15 protein-coding genes are annotated in these 14,846 nt (G+C 64.6%); 11 read left to right on the top strand and 4 right to left on the bottom strand.

Annotation, left to right across the window (positions count from 1 at the left end; genetic code table 11):
• The first annotated feature begins 8 nt into the window (after nucleotides 1-8).
• The 6 genes from KMZ68_RS01080 to KMZ68_RS01055 all read left to right on the top strand — a co-directional run bounded on the left by KMZ68_RS01080 (nucleotide 9) and on the right by KMZ68_RS01055 (nucleotide 7,444).
• Complete coding sequence (locus tag KMZ68_RS01080; RefSeq protein ID WP_215614100.1) at nucleotides 9-416, top strand: GFA family protein; 408 nt, start codon at nucleotides 9-11, stop codon at nucleotides 414-416.
• A 56-nt stretch (nucleotides 417-472) separates the two neighbouring features.
• On the top strand, nucleotides 473-1,645 hold the full coding sequence (locus KMZ68_RS01075) for a CaiB/BaiF CoA transferase family protein (RefSeq protein WP_215614099.1): 1,173 nt from the start codon (nucleotides 473-475) through the stop codon (nucleotides 1,643-1,645).
• The gene (locus KMZ68_RS01070) at nucleotides 1,642-2,571 is read left to right on the top strand and encodes an HpcH/HpaI aldolase/citrate lyase family protein (RefSeq protein WP_215614098.1); all 930 of its coding nucleotides are present in this window, start codon (nucleotides 1,642-1,644) and stop codon (nucleotides 2,569-2,571) included. The genes KMZ68_RS01075 and KMZ68_RS01070 overlap by 4 nt, the downstream gene beginning before the upstream one ends.
• 249 nt (nucleotides 2,572-2,820) lie before the next feature.
• On the top strand, nucleotides 2,821-4,035 hold the full coding sequence (locus tag KMZ68_RS01065; protein ID WP_215614097.1) for an aminotransferase class I/II-fold pyridoxal phosphate-dependent enzyme: 1,215 nt from the start codon (nucleotides 2,821-2,823) through the stop codon (nucleotides 4,033-4,035).
• A gap of 12 nt (nucleotides 4,036-4,047) precedes the next feature.
• On the top strand, nucleotides 4,048-6,492 hold the full coding sequence (locus KMZ68_RS01060; RefSeq protein WP_215614096.1) for a DNA translocase FtsK: 2,445 nt from the start codon (nucleotides 4,048-4,050) through the stop codon (nucleotides 6,490-6,492).
• A 139-nt stretch (nucleotides 6,493-6,631) separates the two neighbouring features.
• Entirely contained in the window at nucleotides 6,632-7,444 is an 813-nt protein-coding gene (locus KMZ68_RS01055) for an outer membrane lipoprotein carrier protein LolA (protein ID WP_371741396.1), read from the top strand.
• Here KMZ68_RS01055 and KMZ68_RS01050 read toward each other — a convergent pair.
• Nucleotides 7,441-8,010, bottom strand: coding sequence for a TetR family transcriptional regulator (locus tag KMZ68_RS01050; RefSeq protein ID WP_215614095.1), 570 nt, complete (start codon nucleotides 8,008-8,010; stop codon nucleotides 7,441-7,443). The genes KMZ68_RS01055 and KMZ68_RS01050 overlap by 4 nt on opposite strands.
• 79 nt (nucleotides 8,011-8,089) lie before the next feature.
• Between KMZ68_RS01050 and KMZ68_RS01045 the strand changes: the two genes are divergently transcribed.
• Both KMZ68_RS01045 and KMZ68_RS01040 read left to right on the top strand, forming a co-directional pair.
• On the top strand, nucleotides 8,090-8,464 hold the full coding sequence (locus KMZ68_RS01045) for a hypothetical protein (RefSeq protein ID WP_215614094.1): 375 nt from the start codon (nucleotides 8,090-8,092) through the stop codon (nucleotides 8,462-8,464).
• 54 nt (nucleotides 8,465-8,518) lie between these two features.
• Nucleotides 8,519-9,334 carry an exodeoxyribonuclease III gene (locus KMZ68_RS01040; protein ID WP_215614093.1) on the top strand — a complete coding sequence of 272 codons (816 nt, stop codon included), beginning with the start codon at nucleotides 8,519-8,521 and terminating at the stop codon, nucleotides 9,332-9,334.
• A gap of 52 nt (nucleotides 9,335-9,386) precedes the next feature.
• On the opposite strand, the gene KMZ68_RS01035 is transcribed toward KMZ68_RS01040, so the two are convergent.
• Nucleotides 9,387-9,830, bottom strand: a complete 444-nt coding sequence (locus KMZ68_RS01035; protein WP_215614092.1) for a cyclic nucleotide-binding domain-containing protein — start codon at nucleotides 9,828-9,830, stop codon at nucleotides 9,387-9,389.
• 54 nt (nucleotides 9,831-9,884) lie between these two features.
• The gene (locus KMZ68_RS01030; RefSeq protein WP_215604326.1) at nucleotides 9,885-10,571 is read right to left on the bottom strand and encodes a response regulator transcription factor; all 687 of its coding nucleotides are present in this window, start codon (nucleotides 10,569-10,571) and stop codon (nucleotides 9,885-9,887) included.
• A gap of 228 nt (nucleotides 10,572-10,799) precedes the next feature.
• Between KMZ68_RS01030 and KMZ68_RS01025 the strand changes: the two genes are divergently transcribed.
• Both KMZ68_RS01025 and KMZ68_RS01020 read left to right on the top strand, forming a co-directional pair.
• Complete coding sequence (locus KMZ68_RS01025) at nucleotides 10,800-11,369, top strand: L,D-transpeptidase family protein (protein ID WP_215614091.1); 570 nt, start codon at nucleotides 10,800-10,802, stop codon at nucleotides 11,367-11,369.
• Between the two features lie 35 nt (nucleotides 11,370-11,404).
• Nucleotides 11,405-12,190, top strand: a complete 786-nt coding sequence (locus KMZ68_RS01020; protein WP_215614090.1) for a 2-keto-4-pentenoate hydratase — start codon at nucleotides 11,405-11,407, stop codon at nucleotides 12,188-12,190.
• Between the two features lie 139 nt (nucleotides 12,191-12,329).
• On the opposite strand, the gene KMZ68_RS01015 is transcribed toward KMZ68_RS01020, so the two are convergent.
• Nucleotides 12,330-13,019, bottom strand: a complete 690-nt coding sequence (locus KMZ68_RS01015) for a YggS family pyridoxal phosphate-dependent enzyme (protein WP_215614089.1) — start codon at nucleotides 13,017-13,019, stop codon at nucleotides 12,330-12,332.
• Nucleotides 13,020-13,127: 108 nt separating this feature from the next.
• Here KMZ68_RS01015 and KMZ68_RS01010 point away from each other — a divergent pair, with 108 nt between their 5' ends.
• On the top strand, nucleotides 13,128-14,819 hold the full coding sequence (locus tag KMZ68_RS01010; protein ID WP_215614088.1) for a sensor domain-containing diguanylate cyclase: 1,692 nt from the start codon (nucleotides 13,128-13,130) through the stop codon (nucleotides 14,817-14,819).
• Nucleotides 14,820-14,846 lie beyond the last annotated feature (27 nt).

The raw sequence follows: 14,846 nt of genomic DNA, 5'->3' as shown, positions 1-14,846 counted from the left end.
GGAATGCCATGAAGCTCGAGGGCGGATGCTATTGCGGCGCACTGCGTTATGCCGCCGAGGGCGAACCGATGATGAAGGCGCAGTGCCACTGCCGGGAATGCCAATATATCACCGGCGGCTCGCCAAACACCTTCATCATGATGCCGATCGACGGCTTCAAATACACCAAGGGCACGCCCAGGCAATTTACCCGCAGCGACCTCGAACGCCCCGTGACGCGGGAATTCTGCGCCGAATGCGGCACCCATGTCGTGACACGGCCGCGGGGGTTGCCCGGCGTGGTCCTCAAGGTCGGGACGCTCGACGATCCCAGCCTGTTTGGCACGCCGCAGATGGCGATCTACACCATCGACAAGCAGGCCTTCCATCACATCCCCGAGGGGGTGCCGAGCTTCGAGCGGCTGCCGAAACGATAGCGGACGTTTCGCGTGCGCCCTCGGCCAATGCGCGCTTTTCGCGCCGGAGATTATCCATGAACCCGGAATCGCCACCGCTGCCATTGTCCGGCATCACCGTCGTCTCGCTCGAACAGGCCATCGCGGCGCCGCTGGCGAGCCGCCATCTGGCCGACTGGGGCGCGCGGGTGATCAAGATCGAGCGACCGGGCAAGGGCGATTTCTGCCGCGACTATGATTACGTGATGAACGGGATGTCGAGCCAGTTCGCCTGGACCAACCGGTCGAAAGAGAGCCTCGCGCTCGACGTCAAGAGCAGCGAAGGCAGGCGCGTGCTCGATGCGCTGCTGCCGCAGGCGGACGTATTCCTGCAAAATCTGGCGCCGGGCGCCGCCAAACGCCTCGGCCTCGATGCCGCGGCGCTGGTGGAGCGTTTTCCCCGCCTGATCGCCTGCGACATCTCCGGCTATGGCAGCGGCGGCCCCTACAGCGAGAAGAAAGCCTACGATCTCCTGGTCCAGTGCGAAGCGGGGTTTCTGTCGATCAACGGCACCGAGGAACAGCCGGCCAAATGCGGCATCGCCGTCGTCGACACCGCGACCGGCATGTACATCGTCAACGGCGTGCTGATGGCGTTGTTCAATCGCGAGCGCACCGGCAAGGGCATGGCGTTCGAGGTCTCGCTGTTCGATTCCATGACCGAGTGGATGAGCTATCCCGCCTATTACACCGATGGCGCCGGCAAGCCGCTGGTCCGCACCGGCACCCGTCACGCCACCATCGCGCCCTACGGCCCGTTTCGCTGCGGCGACGGCCGCGTGGTGTTCTTCGGCATTCAGAACGCGCGCGAATGGACGGCGCTGTGCGCGCAGGTGCTGGAAGACGCGGCGCTGGCCGGCGACCCGCGCTTTTGCGACAATCCGCAGCGCATGAAGAATCGCGACGCGCTGGAGGCGCTGATCGAGCAGCATTTCGCGAAATTTTCGGCGGAGCAGGTGATCCAGCGGCTCGACGCCGCCGCCATTGCCAACGCCAACATGAATACGGTTGAAAGCTTCCTGCGCCATCCGCAGCTTCATGCCCGCGACCGCGTCCACAGGGTGGGCTCGCCGAACGGCCCGCTGATGAGCTTTCTGCCCGCCATCACCATTCCCGGCGTCGAACCCGTGATGGGCGATATTCCCGCGGTCGGCGAGCATACCGACGCCATCCTCACCGAACTCGGACTATTGGAAAATTCCCGGACATGACCACGCCGCGACTGACCCGAACCTATCTCGCCGTTCCGGCCCACCGCGCCCGGCTGGTGCAGAATGCCGCCGCATCGGCCGCCGACGCCGTGTACATGGATCTCGAGGACGCGGTGCCGCCGGCCGAAAAGGCGGCAGCACTGGAAGCGGCCGCAAACGCATTGACCGCTCACGATTGGGGTCGAAAGACCGTGACCGTGCGGCTGAATGCGATCGACAGCCCGTCGATTCAGGCGGAAATCGCGCGCCTCGGCGGGATCGAGCGGCTCGACGCCTTCATCATCCCGAAGGCGGAGTCGGTCGCCGACGTGGCGAAAATTGCCCGCTGGATCACCGAGGCCGCGGGAACGCGCGCCGCGCCCGCCACGATGGAATTGCTGATCGAGACCGCTCGCGGCCTCGTCAATGTCGAAACCCTGGCGGCGGCGGACCCGCTGGTGACCGCGTTGCATCTTGGCGTCGGCGACTTCGCAGCCTCGATCGGAGCGCGCAGCGCGGAGATCGGCGCATCGCCGTCGGGATACCGCCATGTCGGCAGTGCTGCGGACGGCCATCCCACAGTCCCGCTCGATCTGTTCGCCTATCCGATGATGCGCCTGCTGGTCGCCGCGCGGGCATTCGGATTGCGCGCGATCGACGGTCCCTGCGGCGCGTTCCGCGACGCGATCGCTACCGCATCGACGGCAGCCAAGGCAGCCGCGATGGGGTATGACGGCAAGCAGGTCATCCATCCGAGCCAGATCGAGCCGACGCGCGATGCCTTCATCCCGTCGGAGGACGAACTCGCCTACGCCGAGCGCGCGGTCGCGGCGCTGGAGGAGGCGGCGCGGAACGGGCAGGGCGCGGTCACGGTCGACGGCAAGATGGTCGACTATGCCAACATCCGGATGATCCGGCGCCTGATGAGTTTCAGAGGGGAGGATTGAGCGGACAACCTCAGGGCCTCTACAAAAAAACGCGAAAACAACCCCATGCAAAGTAGGATGCCTCGACTCGCAGCCATCGTGCTGCCTTCGGAATATTGTGCCTCGTTGACAGGGCCATCATCAGCAAAATGCTCGCCGGCACCGATGGTTAATCGCGTCTTAACCTCGCCGTATCTATGGTGGTTTGATCCGTTTCCGGCCGGTCTTTAAGATGCGGCCGGCTGTCCCGAGAGTGCTGGCGCTTCATCCATGGCAATGACCGCTTCATCCCGCGCACCGCAGGGCGCCGGCAGTCAGGAAAGCGAACGCTCGCCATTTGCGCGGCTGACCGAGCTATTGGCCCCCTACCAGCCAGCTAAGCCGTTGATAACCCTGTCATTAGGGGAACCGCAGCATCCGGTTCCGGCCTTTGTCGGTCCTGTCATCGCAAAGCACATCGCCGATTTCGGCCGCTACCCCATCGCCAGGGGCATCGAGCCGTTCCGCCGGGCGGCGGCGGCCTGGCTTTCCACCCGGTTCAAGCTGCCGCGGGCGATCGATCCCGAGACCGAGCTTCTGGTGCTGAACGGCAGCCGCGAGGGCCTGTTTTTCGCAGCGCTCACCGCGGCGCGCTATGTCGGCGAGCGCAAGGGCAGGCCTGCGATCCTGATCCCCAATCCGTTTTATCCGGCTTACGCCGCCGGCGCGCGCGCCGCGGGGTGCGAAGCGATCTATCTGCCGACCACGCTCGCCAACGGATTCCTGCCCGATCTCGACGCGCTCGATGACGCCACGCTGGCGCGAACCGTTGCGATCTACATCGCCTCGCCGGCCAATCCGCAAGGCGCGGTGGCGACACCGGGCTACTTCAGCCGCCTCAAGCAACTTGCCGACCGCTTCGGCTTCATGATCCTGAGCGACGAGTGCTATTCGGAAATCTACACCAGGGAAGCGCCCGGCAGCATGCTGGAATGCGCCGGGCCCGATTTCACCAATGCGGTGGCGTTTCAGTCGCTGTCGAAGCGCTCCAACCTGCCGGGCATGCGCGTCGGCTTTGCCGCCGGCGACAGGAAATTTCTCGGCATGTTCCACGAACTGCGCAATGTCGCGGCCCCGCAAGTGCCGGTGCCGCTGCAGCATGTCGCGGTCGCCGCCTATGGCGACGAGGCCCATGTCGAGGAGAATCGCAGGCTCTACCGGATCAAGTTCGATCTGGCCGACCAGATCCTCGGCAATCGCTACGGCTATGTCAGGCCCGCCGGCGGCTTCTGCGTCTGGCTCGACGTGTCGGAGCGCGGCGGCGACGAAGCCGCAGCGGTGAAGCTCTACAGGGACGCCGGCGTGCGCGTGGTGCCAGGAAGCTACCTGGCGCGGCAGCAGGCCGACGGCAGCAATCCCGGCGCCGGCTACATCCGCCTGGCGCTGGTGGCGGACAGTGAATCAACAGCCGAGGCATTGCACCGGCTGGTCGAAATTCTGAATTAGTCGCGAAGGCCCATGAGCATGCCGGCGATCGAACGCGTCATTCCCCTGGTCGGCCATTTGCCGGCGTCGATCCGCGAGGCGCTGGTGCGGCGGCTGCGCGAGCTCGCCGGGCTTGCGCTGATAGCGCTGTCGGGCGTGGCGGCTGCGGCGCTGATGACCTGGTCGGTGCAGGATCCGAGCCTCAGCCACGCGACCTCGCGTGCGATCCGCAACATCGTCGGCTATCCCGGCGCGATCGGCGCCGATCTGCTGATGCAGATCGTCGGTCTCGGCGCGATCATGCTGATCCTCCCGGTTGCGGTGTGGGGCTGGCGCATGCTGACCCACCGCACCTTCGACCGCGAAGCGCTGCGAATCGCATGCTGGATTCTCTGCACGGTGATCGCGGCGGGCTTCGCCAGCTGCTGGACCCATGGCGGGGCGTGGCCGCTGCCGACCGGGCTTGGCGGCGTCGTCGGCGACGCGCTGGTGCGCGCGCCCGCCGTGGTGTTAGGACCGCCCGGCTTGGTCTATCGCCTCGTGCTTGGTGTCATCCTGTTCGCGGCGATGGTCGCAACCTTCCTGTTTGCATGCGGCATGGGCTCGCGGCAGGAGGAAGAGGAACTGACGCCGATCGAGGACGACGACACGCCGTTCGAAGAGGACGACGATCGCAGTTCGGTCTCGCTGGGATGGGTGTTTCATGCCCTCATGAGCGCCAAAGCGCGGCTGTCTTGGCTAATGGCGCTGGCCTATCGTTCGCTGGTGGCGAGCGCGCCGCAGCCCCGCGCCTCCTCGTTCGAACGCCAGGAGCCGAGCCTGGGCGGTCGCGCCGCGCCGTCATTGGCCCCGCAGGCCGGGGAGGATTTCGACGACGAGGAAGAAGGCGAAGAGGAAGAGGAAGTTCCCGCCGCCCGCGCCCCGCGCAAGAAGGCCGCACCACGCGCCCCGGCGCGCAGGTCGTCCGACAAGTTCGATCTGCCCGCAGTGTCGATGCTGACGGCGCCGAAGGCCTCGGACCGGCAGCCGCTGAGCAAGTCGGAACTCGAAGCCAATTCGCGCGCGCTGGAAGGCGTGCTCGGCGACTTCGGCGTCCGCGGCGAGATCGTCAAGGCCAATCCCGGCCCTGTCGTGACGCTGTACGAGCTCGAACCCGCGCCCGGCATCAAATCGTCGCGCGTGATCGGCCTCGCCGACGACATCGCGCGCTCGATGAGCGCGCTGTCGGCGCGCGTCGCCGTGGTCGCTGGCCGTAACGCCATCGGCATCGAGTTGCCGAATGCGCATCGCGAAAAGGTCTACCTGCGCGAATTGCTGTCGGTGAAAGATGAATCGCACGCGAAGCTGCCGCTCTGCCTCGGCAAGAACATCGGCGGCGAATCCATCATCATCGACCTGGCGCGAACGCCGCATATGCTGATCGCCGGCACCACCGGTTCCGGCAAATCGGTCGCCATCAACACCATGATCCTCAGCCTGGTCTACCGGCTGCGGCCGGATCAGTGCCGGCTGATCATGGTCGATCCCAAGATGCTCGAACTCTCGGTCTATGACGGCATCCCGCATCTGCTGACGCCTGTCGTGACCGACCCGAAGAAGGCGGTGGTCGCGCTGAAGTGGGCGGTGCGCGAGATGGAAGAGCGCTACAAGAAGATGTCGAAGCTCGGCGTCCGCAACATCGACGGCTACAATCAGCGCCTGGTCGAAGCGCGGGGCAAGGGCGAAGAGCTGACGCGCACGGTGCATACCGGTTTCGACAAGGAAACCGGCAAGGCGATCTACGAGGAAGAGAAGCTCGACCTCGATCCGCTGCCCTATATCGTCATCATCGTCGACGAAATGGCCGACCTGATGATGGTGGCCGGCAAGGATATCGAAGGCGCGGTGCAGCGTCTGGCGCAGATGGCGCGCGCCGCGGGCCTGCATGTGATCCTGGCGACGCAACGGCCGTCGGTCGACGTCATCACCGGCACCATCAAGGCGAACTTCCCGACCCGCATCTCGTTTCAGGTTACCTCGAAGATCGACAGCCGCACCATCCTCGGTGAAATGGGTGCCGAGCAGCTGCTCGGGCAGGGCGACATGCTCTATATGGCGGGCGGCGGACGCATCAGCCGCGTCCACGGCCCCTTCGTCTCGGACGAGGAAGTCGAGAAGGTGGTGCGCCATCTCAAGACGCAGGGCCAGCCCGAATATCTCGAAGCGGTCACGGCGGAAGAGCCGACCGACGAGGACGGCGCGGTGTTCGATTCCACCGGCATGGGCGGCGATGGCGGCGGCGACCTGTTCGCGCAGGCGGTGGCGATCGTCAAGCGCGACCGCAAGGCCTCGACCAGTTATATCCAGCGCCGGCTGCAGATCGGATATAACCGCGCCGCGTCGCTGATGGAGCGGATGGAGCTCGAGGGCATCGTCGGACAGGCGAATCACGCCGGCAAACGCGAAATTCTGGTCGAAGAAGAAGAAAGCCGCTTTTGAGAAGTGCGATCGAGCCCCGGGACCGCCTGACTTGGCATGATATTTTCACGGAAAAACGATATCTCCTTTGGCCGAAAGCACGATAAAATGGCCGAGATTCAGGCAGGACGACGCGTTGCATAGAAATCCGAAATTTCGAATGGCCACACTACTCGCAGGCCGCAGCATGCGTGGCGCGCTGGCGCTGTTGCTCGCGGCGTCCATGGCCTGCGGCGCCGCGACGCCGTCTCAGGCACAGACCGTTCCGATTCCGAAACCCGCCCCGAAAGGGCGCGACATGCAGATCAGCGCATCGGAACCGCAGCGTGCGCCGATGACGACCGGGGCAACCCAGGCGGCTCCTCCGAATCCGGTGATTCCCGACCCGCGCCGCAATGTTCCCGCCAACATCTTCGCCACCTTCGACGCTGCCCAGAAGGCGCAGGCCGCCAAGGTGAGTTCCTATCTGTCGTCGCTGCAGACCTTGGTCGGAAACTTCGTCCAGGTCGGCCCCGACGGCAGCAAGACCAAGGGCGACTTCTATATCCAGAAGCCCGGCAAGGTGCGTTTCGAATATGATGCGCCGAGTCCGATCGCGATCATCGCCGACGGATCCTCGCTGGCGGTGCGCGACACCAAGCTCGCGACCCAGGACATCTATCCGCTGTCGCAGACGCCGCTGCGCTTCCTGCTGTCGGACCGCATCGATCTCTTGAAGGACACCAACGTCGTGAGCGTGACCGCCGATGACGTGTTCATCAGCGTCACCATCGAGGAGAAACAGGCGCTGATCGGCACCAGCCGCCTGATGCTGATGATCGGCGCCAGGGACGGCCAGCTCAAGCAATGGACGGTGACCGACCCGCAGGGCTACGACACCACTGTCGCGGTCTACAATCTGGATTCCTCCAGGAAGGTCGACCCCGGCCTGTTCAAGATCGATTTCACCAACTACTCGGTGCCGCCGGGCTAGCTCTCCGCTTTCATTACCGCGCAATAGGCCGCTGCGATCATGTCATCGATCTCGGCTGGCGGAGACTGCTTGGGCAGGAATAGGCGCACCGCGCCGTAAGGCATCCCGATCAGCGCCGTCTGGCATTGCAGATCTGACCGGCGGGACCGTGCCGCGAATGTTCCGACCACCTTCATGGCGAACTTGTTGATCCCTGCGGCCTCGCGCCGCAGACGCGCCGGCGTGCGTTCGTCCAAAAAATCCTCCCGCCGCCGCAAGGCGAGCAGGCTGGCGAGCGCCAGATTCTTGCGCGACCAACGCGGCACCGTCAGCGCGGCCTCAAGGCCTTGGCGGGCCGTCGCCGCAGCATCCACCGCCGGCACGAAGTCGGACTGGAAGCTGCGCACCGCTAGCAGCCAAGCTTCCCCGAGGATTTCCTCGCGTGATTCGAAGCGGTGATAGATCGAACCGACGGTGGCGCCCGAAGCGGCGGCGAGCGACTGGATGGTGACGGACCGTCCCATCGCCGCCTCGCCGGCGGCGGCGAGGAGCAGTTCTTCACGGTCGAACCTGGCGTGCCGGCCCATGTGGATTGCCCCGTTGATATTCTAGAATAATAATTCTATTATTTATGCTGTCAATCCGCCTCTTCTCATGGAGGAGAAAATGCTGAATGCCGGCTTTGCCGCAGCGAGCGTGCTCGCGCTGCTCACCTTCACGGTCCACACCTTTGTCGGCGGCGTCTACGTGGTCCGTCCGCTGCTGGCGGTCGAGGGGCTGAGCCGCGCGTCGCGCTGGCTGAACTATTACTGCTGGCACATGACGACGCTGACGCTGCTGGTCATGACCGCGATGTTCGCCTACTCGGCGCTCGAGCCGGCAGCGCGCGGCTTCGGCGTGCTTTTCACCGCATTGGCGGCCTCCTTTTCGCTACTCTGCATCGCCGTCGCCATCAAGGGCGGCGTGCGTCCCTGGCGCTTTCCGGCCACCAGCCTATTCGCGGCCGTCGCCGCCGCCGGCATCTGGGGCCTTTCGACCTGATCCTGTGCAAAACCGCGGGACGGCGGCGGTGCCTGTGCTAGAACGCTGCTCCCCATGCGCTTCTCCCTGACAACCTGGAATATCAATTCGGTGCGCCTGCGCATCGACCTGGTCGCCAAATTCCTCAAATCGGTGCGGCCGGACGTGCTGTGCCTGCAGGAAACCAAATGCATCGACGACGCCTTTCCGCTGAAGCGGTTCAAGCGTCTGGGCTATGAGCACGTCGCGCTGAACGGCCAGAAGGGCTATCACGGCGTCGCGGTGATCTCGAAACTGCCGTTCGACAGCACGGATATCCGCACCTTCTGCGACAAGATCGATTCGCGTCACATCTCGGTTTCGTTTGGCGAAAAGGCGCAGCTGGCAAAGCCGCTGGTGCTGCATAATTTCTACGTTCCGGCCGGCGGCGATATTCCCGATCCAGCGCTCAATCCGAAATTCGAGCACAAGCTGCAGTTCCTCGACGAGATGAAGGCCTGCGAGCCGCTGCACCCGCGCGGCGACGACCGCCATATCCTGGTCGGCGATCTCAACGTCGCGCCGCACGAGAACGACGTCTGGTCGCACAAGCAACTCCTGAAAGTCGTGTCGCACACCCCGATCGAATGCGAGAAACTGCTCGCCGCACAGGCGCATGGCGAATGGTTCGACGTCGCGCGGATGCGGATTCCGATGTCGGAGAAGGTCTATACGTGGTGGAGCTACCGCGCCGCCGACTGGACGCTGGCCGACCGCGGCCGCCGGCTCGACCACATCTGGGTATCGCGCGCGCTGAAAGACGGCGTCAGCGATTTCCGGATCACCAGGGACGCACGCGGCTGGGAGCGGCCGTCGGACCACGTGCCGGTGACGGCGACGCTGGAAGTGTAGTCGCTATTGTCGTCCCCGCGTTCCGCGGGCAAGACCCGCGCAGGGTGGCGGATCAGGTACTCAGCTTGGCGCCGGCCATCAGGATGTCGCTGGCGACCTGGCTGGTGCGGGTGGCGAATTCGTCGCGCAGGCGGCGTGCTGCGGCGGGATCGCTTTCCAGCACGCGCTGAAACAGACTGCGCGCGACCCGGATCACCGAGGAATTTTCCAGCGCGGTCGCGGTGGATGGCCGCTGCATCGCGACGATCAGCGCCAGTTCGCCGATCAAGGCGCCGGGACCCGCGATGATTTCGGCGCCGCCGCCGTCCTCGAGCCGGAACGTGCCGCGCTGAACGATGAAGCCTGCATCGGCGTCGTCGCCTGCATTGAACAGCACGTCGCCGCGCGCAAAATTGCGCTCCTCGGAGCCGATCGCAAGCATGCGCAACGCGGTCCCGCCAAGCAGGCGCAGGGTGGGAACGCGCTCAAGGAGCGCTACATCATCTTCGATCGACATGCAGGACCGGTGATCGGGATGCGCTGAAAAATACGAATCGTCGGGCGAATCGTATCACGGCACCAGCTTGTAGCCACCGGCTTCCGTCACCAGTATCTCGGGATTGGCCGCATCTTTCTCGATCTTCTGACGCAGCCGGTAAATGTGGGTTTCCAGGGTATGGGTGGTGACGCCCGAATTATAGCCCCACACCTCCTGCAGCAGCGTCTCGCGCGAGACCGGCATCTGGCCGGCGCGGTACAGGAACCGCAGGATCGCGGTTTCCTTTTCGGTCAGGCGGACCTTCCGGGCATTGGCGCCGGTCAGCATCTTGGAGCCGGGCCGGAAAGAATAGGGGCCGACGGAAAACACCGCGTCCTCACTGGCCTCATGCTGGCGGAGCTGGGCCCGGATTCGCGCCAGCAGCACCGCGAACCGGAACGGCTTTGCCACATAGTCGTTGGCGCCGGATTCCAGCCCCAGAATGGTGTCCGAATCGGTGTCGTGCCCGGTAAGCATGATGATGGGCGCCTTGAAGCCGCCCTTGCGCAGGCTACGCACCACCTCGCGGCCGTCGGTGTCCGGCAGTCCGACATCCATCAGCACGAGATCGGGAGAATTGGCCTTGGCGGCGCTGGCGCCCTTGGCGCCGGTATCGACGGCGGAAGCCTCGAACTCGTCGTGCAGCGACAATTGCTCCACCAGCGTGTCGCGCAGATCGGTGTCGTCATCCACGATCAGGATCTTGCGGGCATTGGCCATGGGTACAATCCTCTTGGGGACGGCAGGGGCAAGCGGAAGCGCCGTCAGCCGAATCTTGATTCGTAAGCTAGTCAGGTCTTGGTTCGTATTGAGGTAAGGGGCTGTTACAGTTTCACAAGCCGAAACAAAGTCTACTCCAGAATTGGCTGGCGTTTGGATGAATGTCCGGGATCGGCGTGAAATAGAACATTTGCGTTAAGCGAGGCAACCGGGGATTTGGCGATTCGCATGGGAAAGTCCAATGTTTCAATCACTTATCGAACAAGTCCACGTGATCGCCCGCTCTCGGAAATCCGGATTCGCGCCGCCGCCGGCAATCCCCGCCGGGGCTGGCTGACGGCCGGCGGCCAGACCTTGCCGGTCGCACTGGGACGCGGCGGCATCATGGCCAACAAACGGGAGGGCGACGGCGGGACCCCCCGGGGCACCTTCCGGCCACGGCAATTGTGGTGGCGCGCCGACCGCCACCCGAGACCGCGGACATTTCTGCCGATTCGCCCGATCCGGCCCGAAGATGCCTGGTGCGAGGACCCCGGGGACCGGCATTATAACCGGCCGGTGCGGCTGGAGCCGGGTCGTGGCGGCGACCGGCTCCGGCGCGACGACCGCCTCTACGATTTCATCGTCGAGATCGATCACAACACGCAGCCGCGAATCGCCGGCCGGGGCAGCGCGGTCTTCCTGCATCTGGCGCGCGAGAATTTCGGGCCGACCGCCGGATGCGTCTCGATGACCGAATCGGCGATGCTGCGCTTGCTGCGGCGGCTCGGACCGAGAACGAAGATCGTGATCGAGTGAGGTTGGCGGTTCGGTAGTCCAAGGATATCAAGAGCATGCTCGACAACAATAAAATAGCGGCGGCGTCACGCATCCTGCACGACCACTGGCGTGCCGGCACCAAGCTTGAGGGTCTCGAGACTTCACTTCGTCCGCGCGACCGCTCCGAGGCCTACGCGATCCAGGCGGCCATCGAAAATTATTCGGCCGAAAGACTGTTCGGCTGGAAGATCGCAGCCACCAGCGAGGCCGGCCAGAAACATATCAATGTCGATGGCCCGATGGCCGGGCGCATTTTGCGCGAGACCGTGATTGCGGATGGCGGCACGGCCTCGATGGCCGGCAATGAGATGCGCGTCGCCGAGCCGGAATTCGCTTTTCGCATGCAAACGGATCTGCCGCCGCGGGCCGCGGCCTACACCATGCGGGAGGTGCTCGATGCCGTCGACACGCTGCATCCGGCGATCGAAATTCCGGATTCGCGCTTCAGGGATTTTGTCGGCGCCGGCGCCGAGCAGATCATCGCCGACAATGCCTGCGCGCATCTGTTCGTTCTCGGCGCGGCCACGACGTCGAACTGGCGCGCGCTCGATCTGGTCGAGGAGAAGCCGGTGATCGCGCTGCGCGGCAAGCAATACACCGGTCTCGGCAAGAACGTGCTCGGCGATCCCAGGATCGCGCTGGCCTGGCTCGCCAATGAATTACGCCAGCTCGGCATAACGCTGCGAAGAGGTGAGGTCGTGACGACAGGCACCTGCCATCCGCCGCTGCCGATTCAGCCGGGCGATTTGTTTGAGGCCGATTTCGGTACGATCGGCAAAGTGTCGGTGGGATTCAAGTAAGCATCACCAGACTGAGTGTCGTCCCCGCGAAAGCAGGGACCCATAACCACCGGCTTTGGTTGTGCGGAAGGTGTCTGCCGCACTGCCTTATCGATAGATCACGCGGTATGGGTCCCGGCGTTCGTCGGGACGACGAAGCCTAGCGATGCCCGAAAATCGCCGAGCCGACCCGCACATGGGTGGCGCCGAACTGGATCGCGACTGCAAAATCGGCGCTCATGCCCATCGAGAGATTCTTCAGCCCGTTGCGCGCGGCGATCTTCGCGGTCAGCGCGAAATGCGGCGCCGGCGCGTCATCGACCGGCGGAATGCACATCAGGCCGGAAATCGACAGGCCGTATTTGTCCCGGCAGGCGGCAATGAAGGCGTCGGCTTCGCCCGGGGCGACGCCCGCCTTTTGCGGCTCCTCCCCGGTATTGAGCTGGACGAACAATTCGGGCCGCCGCTGCTGGGAATTCATCTCCTTGGCTAACGCTTCGCAAATGCTCGGACGGTCGACCGAATGGATCGCATCGAACAGCGCCACGGCTTCCTTGGCCTTGTTGGATTGCAGCGGCCCGATCAGGTGCAGCGCGATCCCCGGGTAAGCCGCCATTAACTCTGGCCACTTCGCCTTGGCTTCCTGCACGCGGTTTTCGCCGAAAACACGCTGTCCGGCCTCGATCACGGGCGTGATGGCGCTGGCGCCGAACGTCTTGGACACCGCGATCAGCGTCACCGACTGACGGTCGCGGCGCGCTTCCTTGCAGGCGCGCGCAATTTCCTGCTCAACCGTGGCGAGCCCGTTTGGTGAATGCGCTGATATCGGCGAGGGGGTTTGCGGCGACATGTCATCCGTCATTGGTAGATCTACGGGGGTTAGTTCGAATTTTACCGAGTTCCGGAAAGGCTTCTTGAACCCTTCCCTCTACCCTGCATCCGGGGTCAGGGGACAAAAATGTCACGGGTCAGTTTCAACCGCAAAAGAGTGAAACTCAAGAAGCTTCTGGGAATCCGCGCGCGGCTGGCGCTGCTCGGGCTGATCCTGGTGGCGCCCTTGATGCTCGAGCGCGCCCGTTCGCTCGAGGACACCAGGTCCAAGCAGATCGCGCTCGCTACCGCGGAATTCGCCAGCCTCGCCAAGCACAGCGCCGACATGCAGCGCGAGGTGATTTCGTCGGTCGAGACCGTGCTGAAATCGGCGGCCTATATCCGCGCTTCCGACGGCGGCGTCGGCCGCAGTTGCGACGTCATGCGCGCCAGTCTGCCGGCCAATCTGCCATGGATCCGCAGCCTGATGATCGTCGGCGGCGACGGCCGCATCCAGTGCTCGACCAACAACATGTATGTCGGCCTCGACCTCAGCGACCGGCCCTACCTGATGAAGGCGCGCGAGACCCGCAACTTCGTTTTCAGCGACTTTCTGCTGGCCCGGCCCAACAACACACCGATCGTGATGGCGGCCTATCCGGTATCCGCCATCAATCGCGATGCCGACGCGGTCGTCCTCGCCGGCGTCAATCTCGACTGGATGTCGAAGATCATGGGCAATCTCGGCAACCGGCCCGGCATTTCGGCCGTGCTGATCGACAGCACGGGAACCGTGCTGGCGGCACCGTCGGATCAGGCCAGCATGATCGGCCATCCGCTCGATACCGTGCCGCTGTTGTCGGCCATCGCCGACAAGGCCATCGGCTCGGACAAGGCGGAGGGATCGCTCTCATTCGTCGCCGCGGACGGCTCGAGACGCATGGTGACCTTTGCGCGCGTTTCCGGCACGCAATCGCGCCTGATCGTCAGCATCGACGAAGCCAGGGTGTCCGCCGCGATCAACCGCGAGATTCGCACCGCCTACCTGCAACTGGGGTTCGTCTGCCTGTTCGTGCTGCTCGGCGCCCTGGTCGCCGCCGAAAAACTGATCATTCAGCCGATCGAGATGATGGCGGCAACGGCGACACGGTTCGGCCAGGGCGAATGGTCGGTGCGCGCCGCCCGCGCCCGCCTCCCCGCGGAGTTCGTGCCGCTCGCCCGCGCCTTCAACGCGATGGCGGCGCAGCTCGGCAAACGCGAGCGCGAGCTCGTCGCCACCAACGACCGGCTGACCGTGATGGCCTCGATCGACATGCTGTCCGGCCTCGCCAACCGCCGCGGCTTCCAGAGCCGGCTCGATTTCGAATGGATGAAGGCCCTGCAAAATGACAGCGAGCTGTCGCTGCTGATGATCGACGTCGATCACTTCAAGCTGTTCAACGACACCTACGGCCATCCCGAGGGCGACGCCTGCCTGACCCGGCTCGGCGAAACGCTGTCCGGGATTGCCGCCGAGACCATGGGCTTTGCCGGACGTTACGGCGGTGAGGAATTCTGTCTGCTGCTGCCGAACACCGACGCCAGGCGCGCGCTCGAAATCGGCGAGACGGTGCGATCAGCGGTCCTGAACCTGGCATTGCCCCACTGCACCTCGAGCTACCAGACCGTCACCGTCAGCGTCGGCGTCGCCTGCACCCGGCCGAACGAAAAGCAGCAGCCCGGCGACCTGGTCGAGGCCGCCGACGCCGCCCTCTACGCCGCCAAACACCGCGGCCGCAACGCCGTGGTCGAGCACGGCTTCGTCCGGCTCTCGGACGGCGGGATGGCGCTGGCGAGCTGAGGCCTGCCATCCGCCTTTTGGAGTGCG

The organism is Bradyrhizobium sediminis, from assembly GCF_018736105.1.
Lineage (GTDB): Bacteria > Pseudomonadota > Alphaproteobacteria > Rhizobiales > Xanthobacteraceae > Bradyrhizobium.
This window is presented reverse-complemented; position numbering and strand designations above follow the sequence as displayed.